Below are 21,530 nucleotides of genomic sequence, written 5' to 3' on the forward strand. Positions count from 1 at the left end.
ATGACCACCGCAACCGCCACCGACCAGATCCGCGACACGATCGAGAAGAACGATGTCGTTCTCTATATGAAGGGCACCAAGGCCATGCCCCAATGCGGCTTTTCCAGCCGCGTGGCGGGTGTGCTCAACTACCTGGGCGTCGACTATGTCGATGTGAATGTGCTCGCCGATGCAGACATCCGCCAGGGGATCAAGGATTTCTCCGACTGGCCGACCATCCCGCAGCTTTACGTGAAGGGTGAATTCGTCGGCGGCTGCGATATAGTCACCGAGATGACTTTGTCGGGCGAACTGGACCAGCTCTTCGACCAGAAGGGTGTGGGCTATGACAAGGGCGCCGCCGAAAAGATCCGCGAAGCGAACGCTTGAGCGCTGCCTCGCAGCCCGTCAAGAAGGCGCCCCGAGGGGCGCCTTTTTCGTGCCCCTGAGGGCATTGCTACATTCTGGACGGGTTGGTGAGTGGGGCGCCCGAAGGGTCACGCCCGGCCGATCAGCCTGCGAGCCGTTCCTCGATCTGGTCCGCCAGGGCCTCCGCCCGCGCCGCGATCTCGGCCATCGTGTCGAGGACCGGCTGCGGCAGGACCGGCACTTCGACCCGCTCGACCTGAGTGCGCGCGTCGCTCGCCACCCGTTCCGCCAAAGCTGCCCGGTCCTCGGCGGCGCGCAACTGGTCCTCCAGCCCCGCTGTCTTGTCCGCAAGCATCAGCCCGGCCATCAGCAGCATCCGCGCCTCAGGCAGCCGTCCGATCTGGCTGACGAGTGACTGCGCCTCATTATCCAGAAGCTTCGCCGCCGCGCGCAGGAAATGTTCCTCCCCCGGCTGGCAGGACACGTCGAACTCCCGCCCGCCGATCACGATCCGTACATCCGGCATCAGGCCATCTCCCCGATCAGAGGTTTCAGTTCGGCCAGGATATCGGCCATTTCCGCCATCTCGCCCGCCCGCTCGGCCCTCAACGCCTCAACCTCGGCCGCGAGCGCCTCGTTGATCAGGCCCGCGTCCGCTCCGCCCTCGCGCGCCGCGTCCGACAGTTTGCGCGTCAGTGCCGCCAGATCGCCGTTCAGCTGCCGCTGCCGCCCGAGTTCCGCCTCAAGTTGGCCAAGCTGCTCGCCCAGCCGCGCCGCCTTGCGCTCCAGCCCCGAGACCAGCGTCTCCTGTCGTTCCTTGATTGCCCGGACCCGTTCAGTCAGCTGGGCATTTGTTGTGCGCTCGGCCTCAAGTTCCGCCCGCAGCACATCTACGTCGATGGACTCGACGGTCGCCGACGTGGCGCCGCCCTCGCCCAGCCGGTCCATACCCGCGCCGATCCGCTCCAGCGCATAGAGAATACGTCGTTCGAACTCGGCAATATCGCTCATTATCCTACCCTGTCAGTCCGGCCGCTGCCCTGCACCGAATCGCCGCGCGCCCCATGTCCCGCCGATATTAGCCAATGATCTTCCGAGGCGCCCCCCTTTTTGGCCAGTGACTTAGGTGCCGCGCTTGATCTTGCCCCTCCCCGCCCATATCAAGCGCGCAAATCCGCTCTCAGCCAAAGGAAGCCCGCCTTGGACATCGCCACGCTCCGCTCGCAGCATGCAGATCACTGGGCCAAGGCCTGCGCTATCCGCGCTTTGGCCATGGATGCGGTCCAGGCCGCCAATTCGGGTCACCCCGGCATGCCGATGGGCATGGCCGATGTGGCGACCGTCCTTTTTGAAAAACACCTCAAGTTCGATGCCTCGGCCCCGAAATGGGCTGACCGCGACCGGTTCATCCTGTCGGCCGGCCATGGCTCGATGCTGATCTACGCGCTTCTGCACCTGACCGGCTATGCCGACGTGACGCTCGACCAGGTGAAGAACTTCCGCCAGTGGGGCGCAATCACCGCTGGCCACCCGGAATATGGCCATGTCTCCGGCGTCGAGACGACGACCGGCCCGCTGGGACAGGGCATTTCCAATGCGGTGGGCTTCGCTATGGCCGAAGAGAGCATGCGCGCCCGTTTCGGCGCAAAGGTCGTCGATCACTACACCTGGGTGATCGCAGGTGACGGCTGCCTGATGGAAGGCGTCAGCCACGAGGCGATCGGCCTTGCGGGCATGCAGAAACTCTCGAAGCTCATCGTCCTTTGGGACAACAACAATATCTCGATCGACGGCCCGGTCTCGATGTCGGACATTACCGACCAGCGCGCGCGCTTTGCCGCCGCGGGCTGGAAGGTTATCGCCTGCGACGGTCATGATCCGGCCGACATCGACCGGGCGCTGACCGCGGCGAAGACATCCGACCGCCCGGTCCTGGTCGACTGCAAGACCCACATCGGTTTCGGCAGCCCCAAGAAACAGGACACCGCAGGCGCGCACGGCTCGCCGCTCGGGCCCGATGAGATCAAGGTGACGAAAGCCATCTATGGCTGGGACCATGACGCGTTCGTCATCCCTGCCGACATCGTGAAAGCCTGGCGCGCGATCGGCGCGCGCGGTGCCGCCGCGCGGAAGGACTGGGAAGGTCGTCTGGCCACCCTGCCCGCCGGAAAGCGCGCCGAGTTCGAACGCCAGATGTCGGGCGCGGCCCCGAAGAAACTCGCCGCGGCCATCCGCGCGGTAAAGAAAGAGGCCGCCGAAAAGGCGCCGAAGGTCGCAACCCGCAAGGCATCCGAAATGGTGCTGGCCGCCGTCAATCCGGTGATGCCCGAAACCATCGGGGGCTCGGCCGACCTGACCGGCTCGAACCTGACGAAGACCGCCGATCTCGGCATCTTCTCACCCGAGAACCGCAAGGGCCGCCATGTCCATTACGGCATCCGCGAACATGGCATGGCGGCGGCGATGAACGGCATGGCGCTGCATGGTGGGGTCCGCGCCTATGGTGGCACCTTTCTGTGCTTCACCGATTATGCCCGCGGCGCGATGCGGCTCTCGGCGCTGATGGGCGTGCCGGCCGTCTATGTGATGACCCACGATTCCATCGGCCTCGGCGAGGATGGTCCGACCCACCAGCCGGTCGAACATCTGGCGATCTGCCGCGCGACGCCCAACACTTGGACCTTCCGGCCCGCCGATCTGGTCGAGACCGCCGAGGCCTGGGAACTGGCGCTGACGACGGACAAGACCCCCTCGGTCCTCGCCCTTTCGCGCCAGAACCTGCCGACGCTACGGACGAGCTTCACGGCCAAGAACCTGACTGCGCAGGGCGCCTACGTGCTCGCTGAAGCCACCGGCAAACGTCGCGCGATCCTGATGGCCACGGGCTCGGAGGTCGAGATCGCGATGAAAGCCCGCGCTCTCCTCGAAGCCGAAGGGATCGGCACCCGCGTCGTCTCGATGCCCTCGATGGAACTCTTCGCGGCCCAGCCGGAAGGCTACCGCAAGAAAGTCCTGCCCGCCGGTCCGGTCCGCGTCGCGGTCGAGGCGGCGGTGCGCCAGCCCTGGGACCGCTGGCTTCTGGGCGAGCGGGGCAGCGAGAAGAAGGCGGCCTTCGTCGGCATGGAAGGCTTCGGCGCCTCCGCCCCGGCAGAGGTTCTTTACGAGAAGTTCGGCATCACGCCCGAGGCCATTGCTGCCAAGGTCCGCGCGCTTCTCTGATTTCGTCCGAGCTGCGCCCGGCCGATCCGCCGGGAGGGCCCTGCCCTCCCGGACCCTCCCGGAGTATTTCGGGACAGAACGTTCATAGCGCAAAGCGGGTCTGGGTCGGCAACGTCAGACCTGACCCTGCCGCAGAAACCCGAGGGCCCCGGCCCCAGGCCGGGGCCCGAGAGATCGCATGCGCCCAGCACGGGCGCTCATTCGGATCACGCCTGGCGGGTCAGGCGCGACATCAGCGGTCCGATCGCACGGGTGGCTACCGGGATGAGCAACAGGCCCAGACCCAGACCGAAGAGCCCGTCGAGCGTGGCCTTGGTCACCCATTCGGCAAGCCCCTCGATCCTGGGAACAGCGTGGCCGACCGCTGCCGCCCAGTCGTGGAAGTGATGGCCAATCCAGGTCCAGCCCGCGGCCTCCAGCCCATGGATAACTATCGCGCCGCCGACCCAGAGCATCGCCGCCGTGCCGACCGTCGACAGGAGTGTCATCACTTTGGGCATAGCCACGACCAGCCCGCGCCCGAAGGCCCGAGTCGGTGCCAGACGCCCGCGCCGCGCCATGAAGAGCCCTACATCGTCCATCTTAACGATCAGCGCCACCGCACCGTAGACGGCTGCGGTAATTCCGGCACCGACCACCGCAAGTGTCGCGGCCTGCATCCAGATAGACGTCGCCGGGATCGCGGCGAGCGCAATCGTCATGATCTCGGCCGACAGGATGAAGTCGGTCTTGATCGCCCCGCGCACCTTTTCTTCCTCGAGATGCGCGGGATCCTTCACGTCGAAATCTTCCTCGACCGCCTCATCGCCATGCGGGAAGAGTGCGTGAAAGATCTTCTCCGCCCCCTCAAAGCACAGATAGGCGCCGCCGAGCGCCAGAAGCGGCGTGACAGCCCATGGCAGGAATGCGTTGAGGAGGAGCGCGGCGGGCAAGAGGATCAGAAGCTTGTTCTTCAGTGAACCGAGCGCGATGCGCCCGATGATCGGCAACTCGCGTCTGGCTTCGAAACCGTGCACATATTTCGGCGTCACCGCCGCGTCGTCAATGACCACGCCCGCAGCCTTGGCGCCAGCCTTGCCAGCCGCCGCCGCCACATCGTCAAGCGAGGACGCCGCCACCTTGGCAATCGCCGCTACATCGTCGAGAAGTGCCAGAAGTCCGCTCATACCCATCCTTTCGTGCTTTCCAGATAGGTAGCGGGTTACGGGCCGACCGCAAGCCCGCAGAGCGACAACAGTCGGCCCGACTTTCCCGAAATTGTCGCCGATGGTGCCGCTAACAGTTCATGTTTTCGCTAACATGCTGAAAAATAGTCACTTTCGGGTTTCTCTGATCCAGTGATTTGTGTAGAAACAGTGCAATTTTCCAATTCCGCGCGCGGGCTGCCGCAGGCGCGCGCCCGCAATCCGGAGACAGACATGACCGTCACCATCGGCATCAACGGTTTCGGCCGCATCGGTCGCTGCACGCTCGCTCATATCGCCGAAGCGGCGCGCAACGATGTCCAGGTCGTCAAGATCAATGCCACCGGCCCGATCGAGACCAACGCACACCTTTTGAAATACGATTCGGTCCACGGCCGCTTCGGCGGTCCGGTGAAGGTCGCCGGCAATTCGATGGACTTGGGCCGCGGCCCGATCGAGGTCATGTCGACCTACAATCCCGATGAGCTTGACTGGGACGGCGTCGATGTCGTTCTCGAATGCACGGGCAAGTTCAACGACCGCGACAAGGCCGCGGTCCACCTGACACGGGGTGCGAAGCGGGTTCTGGTCTCTGCCCCGGCCAAACGCGCCGACAAGACAGTGGTTTATGGCGTGAACCACCGCGAACTGCGGGCTGAACATCTGGTGGTCTCGAACGGCTCTTGCACGACGAACTGCCTCGCGCCCTTGGCCAAGGTGCTGAACGATGCAATCGGCATTGAATCGGGCATCATGACCACGATCCATTCCTACACCGGCGACCAGCCGACGCTCGACCGCCGGCACAAGGACCTCTACCGCGCCCGCGCGGCGGCCATGGCAATGATCCCGACCTCGACTGGGGCGGCCAAGGCGCTTGGCGAAGTGCTGCCGGAACTTGCGGGCAAGCTCGACGGCACCGCGATCCGCGTGCCGACGCCGAACGTCTCTGCCGTCGATCTGACCTTCGTCGCGGCCAAGGATGTGACGGTCGCCGACGTCAACGAAATCGTAAGGGAAGCGGCCGCAGGCTACATGGGCATGGTCATGGCCTATGATCCGGAGCCGAAGGTTTCCGTTGACTTCAACCATACGCCCTATAGCTCTATCTTCGCGCCCGACCAGACCAAGGTCGTGGGCGGCCGCACTGTGCGGGTGCTGGCCTGGTACGACAATGAATGGGGCTTCTCCTGCCGGATGGCCGATGTGGCCGGCGCCATGGGGCGGCTCCTCCAGTAAGGAGCCCGGGCGTTCCGCGCCCTGTCAGACAGCATGACGAATCGCCTCGCGCTTGCGCTCGCCTTCCTCGTCATCCTCGCCTTTGTGACCGACCGCCTCCTTACGCAGGGGGCGGCGAGCCTGTTTGTGGCGCGCAAGTTTCTCGTCTTCATCGACTGGATCGCCTTCTGGCGCTGATTGTGGCAGGCTGACCCTGCAGTCAGCGATTGACGTTTCGCAGATAATTTGATGTTAGCGGTAACGGCGCACGCATGCGTCCGGGCGACAGGAGGCGGAGATGGCAGTCAAAGTGGCGATCAACGGGTTTGGCCGCATCGGGCGCAACGTGCTGCGCGGCATCATCGAAAGCGGGCGCACCGACATCGAGGTGGTGGCGATCAACGATCTCGGCCCGGTCGAGACCAATGCGCACCTGTTGCGGTTTGACTCGGTCCATGGCCGCTTCCCGGCCGAAGTGACGACGACCGAGACCACGATCGACGTCGGCCGCGGCCCGATGCAGGTCACGGCGATCAAGAATCCCGCCGACCTGCCATGGAGCCATGTCGATGTGGTGATGGAATGCACCGGCATCTTCACCTCGAAGGAAAAGTGTCTGCCTCATCTGGAGAACGGCTCCAAACGCGTGCTGATCTCGGCGCCCGGCGAGGGTGCGGACAGGACTATCGTCTATGGCGTGAACCACCAGACGCTGACGAAGGACGACATCGTCGTCTCGAACGCCTCCTGCACCACGAACTGCCTGTCGCCGGTCGCCAAGGTCCTGAACGAGGCGATCGGCATCGAAAAGGGGATGATGACCACCATCCATTCCTATACCGGCGACCAGCCGACGCTGGACACGATGCACAAGGATCTCTACCGCGCCCGCGCCGCGGCGCTTTCCATGATCCCAACCTCGACGGGGGCCGCGAAGGCCGTGGGGCTAGTGCTGCCGGAACTGAAAGGCAAGCTCGACGGCTTCGCGATCCGGGTGCCGACGCCGAACGTCAGTGTCGTAGACCTGAAGTTCTTTGCCAAACGCGCCACGAGCGTCGAGGAGATAAACGCCGCGATCAAGGCGGCGGCCGACGGACCGATGAAGGGCATCCTCGGCTATACGATGTTCAAGAATGTCTCGTCGGACTTCAATCATGACCCGCATTCCTCGGTCTTCCATATGGATCAGACCAAGGTTATGGACGGTACTTTCTGCTCGATCCTCTCCTGGTATGACAATGAATGGGGCTTCTCGAACCGGATGGCGGATACGGCCGTCGCGATGGGGCGGCTCATCTGAATGTGATGTGCAGCCCCTGCCCCACGGCCGGTAACACGGCTAGTCTTAGGGCATGAAACGCGCAGTCCGTCTTCTGGGGCTTGGTCTTGCCGGCCTTCTGCTCATCGCCTGCGCGGCGCAGTGGCGGAATTCCGGCCTCACCCCCCTGCCCGCGCCACCGCCGGGAAGTTTGCGGGTTGCGACCCACAATGCCCATTACATCCTGCTGCACGCCGAGGACGGCCCCTGGTCGGTCGCGGGGTGGGCGGCGCGGAAAGGCGCCTTCGGCGCGGCCTTCCGCGCGCTCGACGCCGATATCGTCGCCTATCAGGAAATGGAGAGCTTTTCGCGCGGCGATGACGGGTCGGTCAATCTCGCGCGCGACTATCTTCTGGCCGAGAACCCCGACTACCGCGCCGCTGCCACAGGCGACTGGCGGAGTTTCCCCTCGACCCAGCCCATCTTCTATCGAACCCCGCGGCTTAGGCTCCTCGATCAGGGCTGGTTCTTCTTTTCCGACACGCCAGACGTGATCTATTCACGCACCTTCGACGGCTCTTATCCCGCCTTCGCCTCCTGGGCGCGCTTTGCGCCGACCGCAGGTGGCCCGCCCTTCACTGTCATCAATCTGCATTTCGACTATTCCAGCCGGGAAAACCGCCGCCGCTCGGCCGCGCTGGTCCGCGCGCGGCTCGATCCATGGCTCACTAACGGAGAGCCGATCATTCTTGTCGGCGATCTCAACGAGCGCGCGGGGTCGGCCATCATCAGGAGTTTCGAGGCGCAAGGGTTGGCCTTCGCTCAGACCTCCGGCGCTTCCTACCATTTCAATCGCGGCATCAATCTCTTTTCCGCCATCGATCATATTGCTCTGGCGAATGGCCCGGCCTTCGCCGGCCAACCGGCGATCCTGAGGCAGAAGTTCTCTGGCCAATGGCCCTCGGACCATTATCCGGTCGTCGCCGACGTCACCTTGCCCTAGCCTGAGCGAACCGTGCGACCAGTGCCTCGCGCACCGGCGGTGTCACGAAACGCGAAACATCGCCGCCAAGCCGCGCGATCTCCTTCACCAGCTTCGAGGCAATGGCCTGCCGCCTCGCGTCGGCCATCAGGAACACGGTCTCGACCGAATCGTCCATAGCGCGGTTCATGCCGACCATCTGGAATTCATATTCGAAATCGGCGACCGCCCTCAGGCCCCGCACGATCACGCTTGCGCCTACGTCGCGCGCGCAGTCGATCAAGAGATTCTCGAACGGATGCACCACGATCTCGCCGCCGGTCTTGGCGACGATGGCGGCGCATTCCGCCTCGACCATCGCCACGCGCTCTTCCAGAGAAAACAAAGGCCCCTTGTCGCGGTTGATCGCAACGCCGATCACCAGCCGGTCGACCAGTGCCATGGCGCGCTGGATGATGTCGGTATGGCCGAGCGTGATCGGATCGAACGTGCCGGGGTAAAGGCCGATGCGCATGGGGACCTCCCTTTTTTGGCCGGCACGCAACATTATTGCGCAGGGAAATGCAAGCCCTGCCGCACTGCCGCGTCAGTTGCCCATGATCATCCCGGCCAGCGCGTCCTTCTCCATCGCCAGCTCCGAAAGCCGCGCCGCGACAACGTCACCGATCGAGATGATGCCGACCATCTTGCCGTCCTTCACGACCGGCATGTGACGGAAGCGTCCGGCCGTCATTTTTTCCAGCACACTGTCGGCACTGTCGTCGGGGCCGCACGACACGAGGTTTCGGGTCATCAGCGCCTCGACCTTGTCGGTCAGACAGCCCGCACCGCGCCGCCCGACATCGCGCACGATGTCGCGCTCGGACAGGATGCCGAGCGGTTTCGCACCATCGTCGGACACAATCACGGCACCGATCCGGCGTTCCGCCAACAGGCGCGCGGCGTCCGCAACGGTCGAGCTCGGCGGAACGGTGATGATCGGCCCCTGGGTCTTCGAGCGAAGAATCTGGTGAACCTGCATGGCCAACCTCCTGAGCGGCAAGGACTTTCGTCCCCAACGTCAACCGGGGGGCAGATTCTGTCAAGTCAGGGCTTCAAGACGCGTGACCTCCCGCTTCACTCCCTGGACCAGTGCCTCGGCAAATCGGTTCAACCGCACCGAACGGCGGTCGTCCTCATGGCGGATCAGCCAGAAGGCCCGGGTCAGGCTGAAATCAGCCGCCAGCAGCTTCGTCACTTCCGGCGCCGTCGGGATGGCGAAATCATGCACGATCGCCAACCCTGCCCCGGCCCGCACCCAGTTGAACTGAACCGAGACGGAGTTTGACGCCAGCGGCACAGCTTGGGTGCCCAGTTCCGCCAGATAGTCCAGTTCCTTGTCGAAGATCATGTCGGGGATATAGCCGATGATCCGCCGGCCTTTCAGATCGTCCAGCGACCGGATCGCGCCCATGCGCGCCAGATAGTTCTTCGAGGCCGCAAGATGCAGGTGATAGTCGGTGATCTTCTGCACCGAAAGCCGTCCCGCCGTCGGCGCCGAGACCGAGATCGCCATGTCGGCCTCGCGCTTCGACAGGTTGAAGACGCGCGGCAGGGCGACGATCTGCACTTCCAGCCCCGGGTTCTCGTCGCAGATCTTCGCCAGAACCTGCGGCAGCAGATAGTTCGCGCAGCCGTCCGGCGCGCCAATGCGGATCTGCCCGGTTAGGCCTTCCGGCGCCGACAGGGCTTCCGTGGCGCCAGCCAGCGCGCCTTCGGCGCCCTCGGCATGGGGCAAGAGCCGCGTTCCTTCTTCGGTCAGCGCGTAACCTTGCGGGGATTTGACGAATAACCGTGCACCCATTGCCTCTTCCAGCCGCGCGATGCGGCGACCGACGGTCGCGGGGTCGATCTTCAATTGTCGGCCGGCAGCCGACAGGCTTTCGCTGCGGGCAACGGCAAGAAAGATGCGCAGATCGTCCCAGTCCATCCAAACCACCTCGTCCGCTTCGTTTCTCGTCGGCACCCCGCGGACCGCATACAATGCGACGGCAGGACCTTTGCAAAAACGCAAAACACATTTGAAATCTTTCCTCTGTTTCCAGCATTTCCGCAAGACTAGATTGTCGCCAGCACATCAGGGAGGATTCCGATGAAAGAGATCGGTCACTGGATCAACGGCAAGCATGTGAAGGGCACTTCCGGCCGCTTCGCCGATGTCTTCAACCCCGCCACTGGCGAAGTTCAGGCCCGCGTTGCACTGGCCTCCAAGGCTGAACTCGACGCCGCTACCGCCGACGCCGCGAACGCTCAGGTGAAATGGGGCGCCACCAACCCGCAGCGCCGGGCGCGCGTGATGATGGAATTCGTCCGGCTTCTCAACCGCGATATGGACAAACTGGCCGAAGCCCTCTCCGCGGAACACGGCAAGACCATCCCCGACGCCAAGGGCGACATCCAGCGCGGGCTTGAGGTGATCGAATTCTGCATCGGCGCGCCGCAGATGCTGAAGGGCGAGTTCACCGACAGCGCCGGCCCGGGCATCGACATGTATTCGATGCGCCAGCCGATCGGCGTCGCCGCCGGGATCACCCCGTTCAACTTCCCCGCCATGATCCCGATGTGGAAGATGGGTCCTGCGCTCGCCTGCGGCAACGCCTTCATCCTTAAGCCCTCGGAACGTGACCCGTCCGTGCCGCTGATGCTCGCCGAGCTGATGCAGGAAGCGGGGCTGCCCGACGGCGTCCTGCAGGTCATCAACGGCGACAAGGAATCGGTCGACGCGATCCTCGACAACCCGGAAATCGGCGCCATCGGCTTTGTCGGCTCGACGCCGATCGCCGAGTACATCTACGGCCGCGGCTGTTCGAACGGCAAGCGCGTCCAGTGCTTCGGCGGTGCCAAGAACCACATGATCATCATGCCGGACGCCGACATGGACCAAGCCGCCGACGCGCTTGTCGGCGCGGGTTATGGCGCGGCGGGCGAACGCTGCATGGCAATCTCGGTCGCGCTGCCTGTGGGCGACAAGACCGCTGACGCGCTGATCGAGAAGCTCGTCCCGCGCATCGAGAAGCTGAAGGTCGCGCCCTACACCGCCGGCAATGACGTGGACTACGGTCCCGTCGTCACCGCCGCCGCCAAGGCCAATATCCTGAAGCTCGTCGAAAGCGGCGTCCAGCAGGGCGCCAAACTCGTGGTCGACGGCCGCGACTTCAGCCTGCAGGGCTACGAGAACGGCTTCTTCGTCGGCCCGCACCTCTTCGACCATGTCACCACCGACATGGACATCTACAAAAAGGAAATCTTCGGGCCCGTCCTGTCGACCGTGCGCTGCAAGACCTACGAAGAGGCGCTCGGCCATGCCATGGACCATGAATATGGCAATGGCACCGCAATCTTTACCCGCGACGGCGACACGGCGCGCGACTTCGCGAACCGCGTGAACGTCGGCATGATCGGCATCAACGTGCCCATCCCGGTGCCGCTGGCCTACCACACGTTCGGCGGCTGGAAGAAATCGGCCTTCGGCGACCTGAACCAGCACGGGCCGGACGCCTTCCGCTTCTACACGCGGACGAAGACCATCACTTCGCGCTGGCCGTCCGGCATCAAGGAAGGTGCCGCTTTCAACTTCAAGCAGATGGACTGACCGCCGTCCTGACAGCGAAAAGCCGGGCCATTTGGTCCGGCTTTTTGTTGTGACGCGATGCGCGCGGATCGGTCAGACCGACCGTCGCCGCATCAGGCTGATCCCGCCGAGCGCGAGTGCAAGCAAGCCGCCTGCGGCAGGCAGCGGAACCGGCGCGATGTCGGGGAAGCTCACGGTAATGGAGCTCAAATAATACTCTGAGAATGACCAGTATGCGCCGATCCCGAAGGTCACAGCCGTCTGCGGCGTCGGGAAAAGATAGTTCGCGCCTGCCTGCAGATCGAGATACTGGATCGTCGTTGGGCCGCCGTTGCCGGTGAAGAGGTCGAAGTAGTCATCCGCCGCCACTGTGCTGGGCGTGAAGCTGACCGACAGGAGTGTCACCGCCTGACTAAAGGTAAAGAGCGCCAGCTCATTGGAACCCGACCCATCGATCTGATTGTTCGTGTCGCCGGGGGAACGGATACCAAGGCCGGTGCCCGCAAAAGTGCGCACCTGAGCCGTGCCGTTGATATTGTTGAAATTGTCGTACGTAGCGCCTGTCGCGGTCATGCCGAGACCGGGTGCGGTGTAGTTCAACGCGCTCAGCCATGAATTGCCGCTCGATTGCGTGAGGTCGAACGTCACCGTGGCGGCACTGGCCGAACTTCCAACATTCGACAGGGCGATAATAGCCAGAAGTTTCCAAGGACTGATCAAATGACTTTCCTCCAAGTCAACCGGCGCGGGTTGCCGCGCCGGTCATACGCTGATCAGACCGCGCGTGTGCGCCGTCGCATCAGGCCAATTCCGCCGAGCGCAAGTGCAAGCAGGCCACCCGCTGCCGGCAGCGGAACAGGCGCCGGAATGAAGGACACCACCGCGAAGATCTGTCCATTGCTCGCGGCGCTGCTGCCCTGGACCAGGCGTCCATTGGCAAAGCCGAAGATCGAGTTCGTCAGCGAGATGACGACCTGATTGCCACCCGGCGCCGCCAGAATCACCGGTGAAAGCCAGGTGAGCCCGCCCCACTGAAACGGCGAGGCGATCGAGCCGTTGACCAAGCCGGTCGAGGTTCCTGTCGCCCCCGTCGAGGTAAGCGTGAAGTCAGCGAACAGCGCGCGCGGCGTCAAATCGTCGGCATTGACCTGGTTCTCCATCGACCAGATGTTGAAGAGGTTGATCATCTGCGACTGTCCGAGCGAGAGGTTGAGCGTGAACGAGCCGCTCGTCGTGCTCGTTCCGACCTGCAGGCCCGGATCGACCGCATAGGCGGGACCATAGAGGTTGAATGTCGCCTGGATGGTGGCAGCTAGGCTTGCTGCACCGCTCATCAGCGTCATTGCAGCAGCAACAGCCGCCGCGCGTGCGATCGTCAGTACTTTGGCCATGATCTCTCCACCACCATTTCGAATCCCTCCGCCGGGCGGAGAGCACCGTGGGCCAACCTGCCCGGCGTTTACGACCTGTTAAGGAAGATTCCGTGGCGGCAATAAGGATTCGGGCCTTGTTTCTTGGCTTCTTACCGGCATTTCGGGGATGCTCAACTCACGTGCTCACAGGTTATTCGCGGTACGTTTTTGTCGAGGCGAATCAATGTTCGCACGGCTGTTCGGTCACTGGAGTAACGGAAGATCGGACCAACTGTTTCGATAATTTACCCAGTATATCCAAAAATATACGCATTGTTTCTTTGACCTGGCGACTTGCGCCATCGCCTGCGCGACAGCGAGATTCTGTTGCCGAAGTGACGCAAAAGTGGCATTAATAAGGCATTCCGGCCCAGTTTGTGGCGGGTATTTTTCGGCTTGGGCGGTGGGGACCATCCAAAGCTATTTGGTGCGAAAGGAACAATTATGTTCGGTTTCATCAAGACCCTGCGCGCGCGGGCTGCGGGCGTGATCGCGGGTCTTGCCCTCGGGCTCGCCGCCTCCGGCGCCTCGGCCCTGACGGTCAACTTCGATCAATATATCACCGGCACCAACCTCGGCCAGACGACGCTGGCGACGCTGACGGCCACCCAGAACGGCAACAATGTCGATATGGTCTTCACCAATACCGGCATCGTTGGCGGCACTGGCACATTCGATACGGCGCTGCAGATGATGTACAACGGCTCCACGTCGGGCATCAGCCTGCTCTGGACCGGCGGCGTTCAGGTATCGAACTTCACCCTCGGCGGCGGCATCGGCCCCTTCAACCCGTGGGATCTGGTCGTGAACTGGGCGACCTCCAATTCCAACGGCGGTGCAAACCGCCTGAACGTGGGCGAGTTCTCGTCCTTCACGCTTGTCGGTGCTCAGCTGTCGAACCTGTTCTTCGGCTCGGGTTCCAATCCGTCGGCGATGATCCATGTTCAGGGCCTGACCGGCGGCGGTTCGACCAAGTACGGGCCTAGCCCGGTTCCGGTACCGGCAGCGGGCTTCCTGCTCTTTGGTGCGCTCGGGGGCCTCGGCCTCGCGGCGCGGCGGCGCAGGGCAGCCTGAAACGCAAGACAAACTGGAAAGGGGCGGGTCTCGGACCCGCCCTTTTCCTTTGCGAAAGTCCACAAAGCGGCAGAGTTTCGCCGACTTTCACGGTGGAAAGGGCCATTCCGCGCGGGATTATGGAACCGTATCGTTCCCTGCGGTATTGAGGATTTGACAGGGCCAACTACCAGAGAACCGGAGTTCCAAGTGTTAACGAAACGATTTGTCCTGACGGCCGCCAGCAGCGCTCTCCTGCTCCTGACGCTGTCTGCCGAGGGGGCCCTCGCCGAAAAGGGCCATTGCCCACCCGGTCTTGCGAAGAAAGCGGTGCCCTGCGTTCCGCCGGGGCTCGCCAAGAAAGGGGTCCGGCATTGGGATCGCGGCGACTATGTCGGTGACGAGGACTATCACCGCATCCGCTATCCCGATCGCTACGGCCTGCCGCCGCTTGACCCCGGCCAACGCTATGTCATCGTCGGGAACCGGGTGATGGTGGTGGACGAGGCGACCTATACCGTCGTCACCGTCCTCAATGCCATCGACGCGATCCTTGACTGAGCCCAGGACTGAGCCCAGCGGGCAGCTTTGGATCAGAGAGGCCGCCGTCCTGAGTGGCCTCGACAGGGAAAGCCGCGACGCGCTCGCCGATCTCCCGGTCACGGCCATTGGAAAGGGGACGATCCTCTTCCACCCCGGCGACAGCGCGCGTGGTTTCATCATTCTGCTCGACGGCAGGATCGAAGTCTTCCTGACCGGCCCGAACGGCCGCGAGATCCTGCTCTATCCGGTTGAACCGGGCAGCAGTTGCGTGCAGACCACGCTCGGGCTGCTGGGCGGCGAGGATTATTCGGGCGAGGCGATCGCCGTCACCGATCTGCGCGCCGTCATCATCCCGAAAGAGCGGTTTCTGGCCCTCATGGCCGGATCGGCCCCCTTCCGCAGCTTCGTCTTTTCCGCCTTCGCGCAACGGATGCAATCGATGATGCAGGTGCTTGAACGCGTGGCGTTCCTCAGGATCGAGGCGCGGCTGGCCGAGGCGCTCCTTTCCCGCGCCGAGGGCGATCTGGTCCGCAGCACCCATCAGGAACTGGCCACAGCCATCGGCTCGGCCCGCGAAGTGATCTCGCGGCGGCTGGAAACCTTCGCGCGCCAGGGCCTAGTGACCACCGAACGTGGCGCGGTTCGGATCACGGACATCGCCGCCCTGCGGCGCCTTGCCACAGGGGTCGACTGACCGGTTGGTGACCTTATCACCGACAGGTGTCAGCCTTTGACCGATACTCACCTCCGACAAACACACTGGATGGAGGCACTCATGTTCAAGACCAATGTCGGCCAGGCGGACCGCGCGATCCGCATCCTTCTCGGCCTCGCGCTGATTGCGCTATGGTACTTCGCGCCGGGCTACGGCTGGCGCTGGGTTCCGCTGGTCCTCGGGCTGGTGGCGCTTGTAACCGGCCTCATGCGGACCTGTCCGCTCTATTCCCTGCTCGGCCTGAACACCTGCCCGCTGAAGCAGAGCTGATCCATCGCGCTGCATCCGACCTGAGCGACGGGAATATCGGGTGCAGCCACCGCCCTGCCCTATCGGCCGATCCGGGCGAGATGGGTGTCGTGGAAGTCGCTGACTTCCTTGAGCCCATAGCCGAGCATCCGGTCGAACCCGACATGGGCGATCCAGATCAGCCCGAGGTCAGTGACCGTCACGTCCATGCCGAACGCATGGCCGATACCGCCAAGGATCAGCCCGCCTGCATAAAGATGCGCGCCATTATAGAAAAGCGCGCCTATGCGCGAACCCGCCAGATAGAAGACGATCGCCAGGTCGGGCAAAAGCGCCAGAATCGGCCAGAGCCACCAGGGCCAGCCGGGCGCACGCGCCCAGAGCCAGAGCGTGGCCCCGACGAAGGCCAGCGCGCCTTCCAGCCTCTGCCAGGCTACCGTGGTCATTCCGCCGCCACCCGGCGGGCTTTTAGCATCGGGGCAAGGTAGTGGCCTGTATGGCTTTCAGCGACCTTCGCCACCTCTTCCGGCGTACCGGTCGCAACGATCCGCCCGCCGCCGTCGCCGCCCTCGGGGCCGATGTCGATGATCCAGTCGGCGGTCTTGATCACGTCGAGGTTATGCTCGATCACCACCACCGTATTGCCCTGCTCCACCAACTCGTGCAGCACCTCCAGAAGCTTCCTCACATCCTCAAAATGCAGGCCCGTGGTCGGCTCATCCAGGATATAGAGCGTGCGGCCGGTCGAACGACGGCTGAGTTCCTTTGACAGCTTCACCCGTTGCGCCTCACCGCCCGACAGGGTCGTCGCCTGCTGACCGACCTTGATATAGCCAAGACCGACACGCACCAGAGCATCCATCTTCTCGCGGATCGCGGGCACCGCCTTGAAGAAGTCCTGCGCGTCCTCGACCGTCATTTCCAGAACGTCAGCAATCGACTTGCCCTTGAAATGAATCTCCAAAGTCTCGCGGTTGTAGCGATGGCCCTTGCAGGTTTCACAGGTCACATAGACGTCGGGCAGGAAATGCATCTCGATCTTGATCAGCCCGTCACCCTGACAGGCCTCGCAGCGCCCGCCCTTGACGTTGAAGGAAAAGCGCCCCGGCTGATAGCCGCGGGCCTTGGCCTCGGGCAGGCCCGCGAACCAGTCACGGATGGGCGTGAAGGCGCCGGTGTAGGTCGCGGGATTTGACCGGGGTGTGCGGCCGATCGGGCGCTGGTCGATGTCGATGACCTTGTCGAGATGTTCGAACCCCTTGATCGTCTCGCAGGGCGCCGGCGTCTCATGCGCGCCGTTCAGCTTCAGCGCGGCATTCTTGTAGAGGGTCTCGATGGTCAGTGTCGACTTGCCGCCGCCCGACACGCCGGTCACGCAGACAAATTTGCCCAAGGGGAACTCGGCCGTCACCTCTTTCAGGTTGTTACCGGTTGCTTTCACTACGGTCAGCTTCTTGCCATTGCCGTCGCGCCGCTGTTTCGGCACCGCAATCTCGCGCTTGCCGGAGAGATACTGGCCGGTGATCGAGGCCGCATCCGCCGCGATCTCCCCTGGCGTGCCGCGCGCAATGATCTGGCCGCCGTGCACCCCGGCTCCTGGCCCGATATCCAGCACATAGTCGGCCTCGCGGATCGCTTCCTCGTCATGCTCGACCACGAGCACCGTGTTGCCCTGATCGCGCAGGTTCTTGAGCGTCGTCAGAAGCCGGTCATTGTCGCGCTGGTGCAGGCCGATGGAGGGTTCGTCCAACACATAGAGCACGCCGGTCAGCCCCGATCCGATCTGGCTGGCGAGGCGAATGCGCTGGCTTTCGCCACCCGACAGAGTTCCCGCAGCGCGCGACAGAGTCAGATAGTCGAGGCCCACATTGTTCAGAAACCCCAGTCGTTCGCGGATCTCCTTCAGGATCAGCCGGGCGATTTCATTCTGCTGGCCGGTCAGGCGGGCGGGCACCGTGTCGATCCAGGCGTAAGCCTCGCGGATCGACATCTGCACCACCTCGCCGACATGCAGGCCCGCGATCTTCACCGCCAAAGCCTCAGGCCGCAGCCGGTGGCCGCCGCAGGTGCCGCACGGGCGGTTGTTCTGGAACCGCTCCATCTCCTCGCGTGACCAGGCGCTGTCGGTCTCGCGATAGCGACGTTCGAGATTGGGGATCACCCCTTCGAAAGTGCGCGTCACCTCATAGACCCGGCCGCCCTCGTCAAAGCGGAAGGCGATCTCTTCGCCCTCTGATCCATAAAGGAAGATGTTCCGCACCTTTTCCGGCAGGTCCTTCCACGGCTTCTTGGCATCGAACCCGTAATGCCGCGCCATTGCGTCGATGGTCTGCAGAAAATAGGGCGTCTTGGTCTTGGACCAGGGGGCGAGCGCGCCGTCCTTCAGCTTCAGCGTGACGTCGGGTACAACGAGTCGTTCGTCGAAGAAGAGCTCAACCCCAAGCCCGTCGCAGGACGGACAGGCGCCGAAGGGGGCGTTGAAGGAAAAGAGCCGCGGCTCGATTTCCGGGATGGTGAAGCCTGACACCGGGCAGGCGAATTTCTCGCTGAAAGTGATCCGCTCCGGATCGCCCTCTGCCGGCGCGGTTTCCAGAACCGCGATCCCGTCAGCGAGGTTCAGCGCGGTGCGGAAACTGTCGGCAAGCCGGGTTTCAAGCCCCTCGCGCACCACGATCCGGTCGACGACCACGTCGATGTCCTGACGGAACTTCTTGTCGAGGGTCGGCGGCTCCTCCAACTCATAGAACTGGCCGTTCACCTTTACCCGCTGGAACCCCTGTTTGCGCCAATCGAGGAATTCCTTGCGGTATTCGCCCTTGCGGTCGCGGACCACGGGCGCCAACAGATAACCCCGCGTGCCTTCGGGCAGCGCCATCACCTGATCGACCATGTCCTGCACCTGCTGCGCGGTGATCGGCTTGCCGGTAGCGGGGCTGTAGGGTACCCCCACGCGGGCAAAAAGCAGACGCAGGTAATCGTAAATTTCAGTCACGGTGCCCACGGTCGAGCGCGGGTTCTTCGAGGTCGTCTTCTGTTCGATGGAAATCGCAGGGCTCAAACCCGAGATATGATCGACATCCGGCTTGCCCATCATGTCCAGAAACTGCCGGGCATAGGCCGACAGGCTTTCGACATAGCGCCTTTGCCCTTCTGCATAGATCGTGTCGAAGGCGAGCGACGACTTGCCAGACCCCGAAAGCCCGGTGATCACCGTCAGCTTGTCGCGTGGAATCTCCACATCGACATTCTTGAGGTTATGTTCGCGCGCCCCGCGCACCTCGATGAATTTCTGCTCGGCCATATGCGTCCCCGGGGTTCAGCGGTTAACAGATAGTGCAGAGCGGCCGAGTCTCCAACTGGAAAATGAGAACTTAAAGCGAACACTGTGCGCTTTGCCGAGCTCTCGCGGGGGCTCTGCCCCGTCGCCATTTGCGCTCGGACCAATGGCGCACCAAAGGCGACCCCCGAGGTATTTTAGCCAAGATGAAAGGAGTGTTGGCGGATATTGGCCTTGCGGTACAGGCGGAGGCGCCGATGACCGCCCAAGGTGAAAGCGTCCCGCCTCCGCGACCCAGGTCGCCCGAGGCGGGGCGCGGCTCTTTCATGTTGGCCAAAATACCTCGATGGCGTCCGGGGGCGCGAAGCCCCCGGCTTTGGCCTCAGATATGGATCGCCCTGCCGTAGGCGTCGAGCACCGCCTCGTGCATCATTTCGCTCAGCGTCGGATGCGGGAAGACGGTTTCCATCAACTCGCCCTCGGTCGTTTCAAGGGACCGGCCAACGACATAACCTTGGATCAGTTCGGTCACTTCCGCGCCGACCATATGCGCGCCCAGAAGCTCACCGGTCTTGGCGTCAAAGACGGTCTTGATCAAGCCTTCGGCTTCCCCCAGCGCGATAGCCTTGCCGTTGCCGATGAATGGGAAGCGGCCGACCTTGATCTCGAATCCGGCTTCCTTGGCTTTTGCCTCGGTCAGTCCAACGGACGCGACCTGCGGATGGCAATAGGTACAACCGGCGATGGAATTCGGTTTGATCGGATGGGGATGCTTGCCCGCGATCAGTTCGGCAACCATCACGCCTTCATGGCTCGCCTTGTGTGCCAGCCAGGGCGCGCCAGCGATATCGCCGATCGCATAAAGGCCCTCGATCCCGGTCCGGCAGAATTCGTCGGTCACCACATGAGTGCGGTCGATCTTCACGCCCAGCGCCTCAAGCCCCAGACCTTCCACGTTCCCGACGATTCCGACCGCCGAGATGACTGTATCGAAGTCCTGTGTTGTGGTCTGGCCGTTCGATTCCAGGTGGGCCACGACCTTGCCGGGCGAACGGTCAAGCTTCTTGACCGTGGTTTTCTCGAAGATCTTCATCCCCTGCTTCACGAAGCTCTTCTTGGCGAAGGCCGAGATTTCTGCATCCTCGACCGGCAGCACCCGGTCCAGCACCTCAACCACGGTCGTTTCGGCGCCGAGAGTGTTGAAGAAAGAGGCGAACTCGATGCCGATGGCGCCCGAACCGATCACCAGCAGTTTCTTCGGCATGCGCTTCGGTTGCAGCGCGTGCTTGTAAGTCCAGACGAGATCGCCGTCGGCCTCGAGCCCCGGCAGTTCACGGGCCCGCGCGCCGGTCGCCAGGATGATCGCCTTGGCCGTCAGTTCCTCGGTCCCCTTGTCGGTCTTGACGCTGACCGTACCTTTCTTCGGCAGGGTCGCGGCGCCCATGAAGACGGTGACCTTGTTCTTCTTCATCAGATGACCGATCCCGCCCGACAATTGCTTGGCCACCCCGCGCGAACGGGCGACCACGGCATCGAGATCATAACCGATGCCCTCGGCCTTCAGCCCGAATTCCTTGGCGCGGTGCATGAGGTGGAAGACCTCGGCCGAGCGCAGCAGCGCCTTCGTGGGGATGCAACCCCAGTTCAGGCAGATACCGCCAAGATGTTCGCGCTCGACGATGGCGACCTTCTGGCCAAGCTGAGCGGCGCGGATCGCAGCCACATACCCGCCGGGACCGGCGCCGATCACGATGACATCAAAGCTCTGGGCCACGTCACTTTCCTCCCTCAGAAAAAGTAGTTTGCCATTAAACTACTTTTCTATTCCGATCAACTTGCGTAGTTTTAGGGTCTGATCTGCGCCTCGCGCATAGCTATCCGCCCAATTCCCGCACGATGGCGCCATAGCCCCCCTGGGTCAGGAATACCTCTTCCTCGGGCGTGGAGCCACGCGACAGGGCGACATTGCGGAAGGGAAAGCGGCCAAAGCGCCTAATGACCTCGCGATGGGCGCGGGCGTGCAGCGTGTAGTTGCTCAGGGGGCCGATGCGCGCTTCCAGAAGCGCGACAGACCAGTCCTGGTCGGCCAAAGCTTCGGAATGTTCAAAAGGCATGTAGAAGAAGACCCGCTCAGGCTCCTTCACGGTCAGATCCTGCCCGGCCACCACCGCTCGCCGCGCCATCTGCCGGGCCAGTTCGTCGGTCGCGAAAGCTTCTGGCCGGCCGCGGAACATGTTTCGGGAAAACTGGTCGGCGACGATCAGATAGGCGAGTGCACCTTCGGCGCTTTCGCCCCAGATCTCATGCGCGCCGCCCCGCAGCTCTTCCCAGAGCGTTCCGAACCGGGCGGTGATCGCGCCATCAATCTCAGGGTCGGCAACATACCAGCCCTCGGGCCCCACCTCTTCCAGCCAGAAACGCAGGACATCGGTCTGCAACTGCATCGGCTTCCCTCCCTTTCA

General features: G+C 63.3%; 23 protein-coding genes. 11 read left to right on the forward strand and 12 right to left on the reverse strand.

Features of this window, described 5'->3' with window-relative positions; genetic code table 11:
- Entirely contained in the window at positions 1–369 is a 369-nt protein-coding gene (grxD, locus tag OU426_RS13530) for a Grx4 family monothiol glutaredoxin (RefSeq protein ID WP_267634562.1), read from the forward strand.
- A 121-nt stretch (positions 370–490) separates the two neighbouring features.
- Here the strand turns inward: grxD and OU426_RS13535 are convergent, their stop codons facing one another.
- The gene (locus OU426_RS13535) at positions 491–874 is read right to left on the reverse strand and encodes a cell division protein ZapA (protein WP_267634563.1); all 384 of its coding nucleotides are present in this window, start codon (positions 872–874) and stop codon (positions 491–493) included.
- A complete protein-coding gene (locus OU426_RS13540) occupies positions 874–1,359 on the reverse strand; it encodes a hypothetical protein (RefSeq protein ID WP_267634564.1) in 486 nt (161 codons plus the stop codon). Before OU426_RS13540 ends, OU426_RS13535 begins: the two co-directional genes overlap by 1 nt.
- Positions 1,360–1,548: 189 nt before the next feature.
- On the opposite strand from OU426_RS13540, the gene tkt reads away from it, so the two are divergent.
- Positions 1,549–3,567, forward strand: a complete 2,019-nt coding sequence (tkt, locus tag OU426_RS13545) for a transketolase (RefSeq protein ID WP_267634565.1) — start codon at positions 1,549–1,551, stop codon at positions 3,565–3,567.
- Between the two features lie 206 nt (positions 3,568–3,773).
- Here tkt and OU426_RS13550 read toward each other — a convergent pair whose 3' ends face one another.
- Positions 3,774–4,733 (reverse strand): DUF808 domain-containing protein, encoded by a 960-nt coding sequence (locus OU426_RS13550; protein WP_267634566.1) that lies wholly within the window; start codon positions 4,731–4,733, stop codon positions 3,774–3,776.
- A gap of 252 nt (positions 4,734–4,985) precedes the next feature.
- Here OU426_RS13550 and gap (OU426_RS13555) point away from each other — a divergent pair, with 252 nt between their 5' ends.
- The 4 genes from gap (OU426_RS13555) to OU426_RS13570 all read left to right on the forward strand — a co-directional run bounded on the left by gap (OU426_RS13555) (position 4,986) and on the right by OU426_RS13570 (position 8,230).
- Positions 4,986–5,990 (forward strand): type I glyceraldehyde-3-phosphate dehydrogenase, encoded by a 1,005-nt coding sequence (gene gap / locus OU426_RS13555; RefSeq protein WP_267634567.1) that lies wholly within the window; start codon positions 4,986–4,988, stop codon positions 5,988–5,990.
- Between the two features lie 33 nt (positions 5,991–6,023).
- Positions 6,024–6,167 (forward strand): glyceraldehyde-3-phosphate dehydrogenase, encoded by a 144-nt coding sequence (locus OU426_RS13560; RefSeq protein ID WP_267634568.1) that lies wholly within the window; start codon positions 6,024–6,026, stop codon positions 6,165–6,167.
- A 100-nt stretch (positions 6,168–6,267) separates the two neighbouring features.
- On the forward strand, positions 6,268–7,269 hold the full coding sequence (gene gap, locus OU426_RS13565) for a type I glyceraldehyde-3-phosphate dehydrogenase (RefSeq protein WP_267634569.1): 1,002 nt from the start codon (positions 6,268–6,270) through the stop codon (positions 7,267–7,269).
- A gap of 52 nt (positions 7,270–7,321) precedes the next feature.
- A complete protein-coding gene (locus OU426_RS13570) occupies positions 7,322–8,230 on the forward strand; it encodes an endonuclease/exonuclease/phosphatase family protein (RefSeq protein ID WP_267634570.1) in 909 nt (302 codons plus the stop codon).
- Here OU426_RS13570 and coaD read toward each other — a convergent pair.
- From coaD to OU426_RS13585, 3 genes are all read right to left on the reverse strand, one after another.
- Positions 8,217–8,723: a pantetheine-phosphate adenylyltransferase gene (gene coaD, locus OU426_RS13575; RefSeq protein WP_267634571.1), complete on the reverse strand. Its 507-nt coding sequence runs from the start codon at positions 8,721–8,723 to the stop codon at positions 8,217–8,219. The genes OU426_RS13570 and coaD overlap by 14 nt on opposite strands.
- Positions 8,724–8,795: 72 nt before the next feature.
- Positions 8,796–9,230 carry a CBS domain-containing protein gene (locus OU426_RS13580; RefSeq protein WP_267634572.1) on the reverse strand — a complete coding sequence of 145 codons (435 nt, stop codon included), beginning with the start codon at positions 9,228–9,230 and terminating at the stop codon, positions 8,796–8,798.
- A gap of 60 nt (positions 9,231–9,290) precedes the next feature.
- Positions 9,291–10,178 (reverse strand): LysR family transcriptional regulator, encoded by an 888-nt coding sequence (locus OU426_RS13585; protein WP_267634573.1) that lies wholly within the window; start codon positions 10,176–10,178, stop codon positions 9,291–9,293.
- A gap of 162 nt (positions 10,179–10,340) precedes the next feature.
- Here OU426_RS13585 and OU426_RS13590 point away from each other — a divergent pair, with 162 nt between their 5' ends.
- Positions 10,341–11,840 carry a CoA-acylating methylmalonate-semialdehyde dehydrogenase gene (locus OU426_RS13590; protein ID WP_267634574.1) on the forward strand — a complete coding sequence of 500 codons (1,500 nt, stop codon included), beginning with the start codon at positions 10,341–10,343 and terminating at the stop codon, positions 11,838–11,840.
- Between the two features lie 72 nt (positions 11,841–11,912).
- Here the strand turns inward: OU426_RS13590 and OU426_RS13595 are convergent, their stop codons facing one another.
- The gene (locus tag OU426_RS13595; RefSeq protein WP_267634575.1) at positions 11,913–12,539 is read right to left on the reverse strand and encodes a VPLPA-CTERM sorting domain-containing protein; all 627 of its coding nucleotides are present in this window, start codon (positions 12,537–12,539) and stop codon (positions 11,913–11,915) included.
- Between the two features lie 53 nt (positions 12,540–12,592).
- A complete protein-coding gene (locus OU426_RS13600) occupies positions 12,593–13,210 on the reverse strand; it encodes a VPLPA-CTERM sorting domain-containing protein (protein ID WP_267634576.1) in 618 nt (205 codons plus the stop codon).
- Positions 13,211–13,675: 465 nt separating this feature from the next.
- On the opposite strand from OU426_RS13600, the gene OU426_RS13605 reads away from it, so the two are divergent.
- The 4 genes from OU426_RS13605 to OU426_RS13620 all read left to right on the forward strand — a co-directional run bounded on the left by OU426_RS13605 (position 13,676) and on the right by OU426_RS13620 (position 15,812).
- Complete coding sequence (locus OU426_RS13605; RefSeq protein ID WP_267634577.1) at positions 13,676–14,305, forward strand: VPLPA-CTERM sorting domain-containing protein; 630 nt, start codon at positions 13,676–13,678, stop codon at positions 14,303–14,305.
- A gap of 189 nt (positions 14,306–14,494) precedes the next feature.
- Complete coding sequence (locus OU426_RS13610; RefSeq protein ID WP_267634578.1) at positions 14,495–14,845, forward strand: excinuclease ABC subunit A; 351 nt, start codon at positions 14,495–14,497, stop codon at positions 14,843–14,845.
- Entirely contained in the window at positions 14,838–15,521 is a 684-nt protein-coding gene (locus OU426_RS13615) for a Crp/Fnr family transcriptional regulator (protein WP_267634579.1), read from the forward strand. Before OU426_RS13610 ends, OU426_RS13615 begins: the two co-directional genes overlap by 8 nt.
- An 81-nt stretch (positions 15,522–15,602) precedes the next feature.
- Positions 15,603–15,812 carry a YgaP family membrane protein gene (locus OU426_RS13620; protein WP_267634580.1) on the forward strand — a complete coding sequence of 70 codons (210 nt, stop codon included), beginning with the start codon at positions 15,603–15,605 and terminating at the stop codon, positions 15,810–15,812.
- Between the two features lie 59 nt (positions 15,813–15,871).
- Here OU426_RS13620 and OU426_RS13625 read toward each other — a convergent pair whose 3' ends face one another.
- From OU426_RS13625 to OU426_RS13640, 4 genes are all read right to left on the reverse strand, one after another.
- Positions 15,872–16,237: a DUF4260 family protein gene (locus tag OU426_RS13625; protein ID WP_267634581.1), complete on the reverse strand. Its 366-nt coding sequence runs from the start codon at positions 16,235–16,237 to the stop codon at positions 15,872–15,874.
- Positions 16,234–19,092 (reverse strand): excinuclease ABC subunit UvrA, encoded by a 2,859-nt coding sequence (uvrA, locus tag OU426_RS13630; protein WP_267634582.1) that lies wholly within the window; start codon positions 19,090–19,092, stop codon positions 16,234–16,236. The genes OU426_RS13625 and uvrA overlap by 4 nt, the downstream gene beginning before the upstream one ends.
- Positions 19,093–19,450: 358 nt before the next feature.
- Positions 19,451–20,842 (reverse strand): dihydrolipoyl dehydrogenase, encoded by a 1,392-nt coding sequence (gene lpdA / locus OU426_RS13635; RefSeq protein WP_267634583.1) that lies wholly within the window; start codon positions 20,840–20,842, stop codon positions 19,451–19,453.
- A 100-nt stretch (positions 20,843–20,942) separates the two neighbouring features.
- A complete protein-coding gene (locus OU426_RS13640; protein ID WP_267634584.1) occupies positions 20,943–21,512 on the reverse strand; it encodes a DUF924 family protein in 570 nt (189 codons plus the stop codon).
- Positions 21,513–21,530 lie beyond the last annotated feature (18 nt).

The organism is Frigidibacter sp. RF13, assembly GCF_026626305.1.
Taxonomy (GTDB): domain Bacteria; phylum Pseudomonadota; class Alphaproteobacteria; order Rhodobacterales; family Rhodobacteraceae; genus TMP-24.

Bases quoted from the DNA above. Each gene is read 5' to 3' on its own strand.
- grxD (WP_267634562.1), top strand. From the start codon at position 1: ATGACCACCGCAACCGCCACCGACCAGATCCGCGACACGATCGAGAAG.
- OU426_RS13535 (WP_267634563.1), bottom strand. From the start codon at position 874: ATGCCGGATGTACGGATCGTGATCGGCGGGCGGGAGTTCGACGTGTCC.
- OU426_RS13540 (WP_267634564.1), bottom strand. From the start codon at position 1,359: ATGAGCGATATTGCCGAGTTCGAACGACGTATTCTCTATGCGCTGGAG.
- OU426_RS13550 (WP_267634566.1), bottom strand. From the start codon at position 4,733: ATGAGCGGACTTCTGGCACTTCTCGACGATGTAGCGGCGATTGCCAAG.
- gap (WP_267634567.1), top strand. From the start codon at position 4,986: ATGACCGTCACCATCGGCATCAACGGTTTCGGCCGCATCGGTCGCTGC.
- OU426_RS13560 (WP_267634568.1), top strand. From the start codon at position 6,024: ATGACGAATCGCCTCGCGCTTGCGCTCGCCTTCCTCGTCATCCTCGCC.
- gap (WP_267634569.1), top strand. From the start codon at position 6,268: ATGGCAGTCAAAGTGGCGATCAACGGGTTTGGCCGCATCGGGCGCAAC.
- OU426_RS13570 (WP_267634570.1), top strand. From the start codon at position 7,322: ATGAAACGCGCAGTCCGTCTTCTGGGGCTTGGTCTTGCCGGCCTTCTG.
- coaD (WP_267634571.1), bottom strand. From the start codon at position 8,723: ATGCGCATCGGCCTTTACCCCGGCACGTTCGATCCGATCACGCTCGGC.
- OU426_RS13580 (WP_267634572.1), bottom strand. From the start codon at position 9,230: ATGCAGGTTCACCAGATTCTTCGCTCGAAGACCCAGGGGCCGATCATC.
- OU426_RS13585 (WP_267634573.1), bottom strand. From the start codon at position 10,178: ATGGACTGGGACGATCTGCGCATCTTTCTTGCCGTTGCCCGCAGCGAA.
- OU426_RS13590 (WP_267634574.1), top strand. From the start codon at position 10,341: ATGAAAGAGATCGGTCACTGGATCAACGGCAAGCATGTGAAGGGCACT.
- OU426_RS13600 (WP_267634576.1), bottom strand. From the start codon at position 13,210: ATGGCCAAAGTACTGACGATCGCACGCGCGGCGGCTGTTGCTGCTGCA.
- OU426_RS13605 (WP_267634577.1), top strand. From the start codon at position 13,676: ATGTTCGGTTTCATCAAGACCCTGCGCGCGCGGGCTGCGGGCGTGATC.
- OU426_RS13620 (WP_267634580.1), top strand. From the start codon at position 15,603: ATGTTCAAGACCAATGTCGGCCAGGCGGACCGCGCGATCCGCATCCTT.
- OU426_RS13625 (WP_267634581.1), bottom strand. From the start codon at position 16,237: ATGACCACGGTAGCCTGGCAGAGGCTGGAAGGCGCGCTGGCCTTCGTC.
- uvrA (WP_267634582.1), bottom strand. From the start codon at position 19,092: ATGGCCGAGCAGAAATTCATCGAGGTGCGCGGGGCGCGCGAACATAAC.
- OU426_RS13640 (WP_267634584.1), bottom strand. From the start codon at position 21,512: ATGCAGTTGCAGACCGATGTCCTGCGTTTCTGGCTGGAAGAGGTGGGG.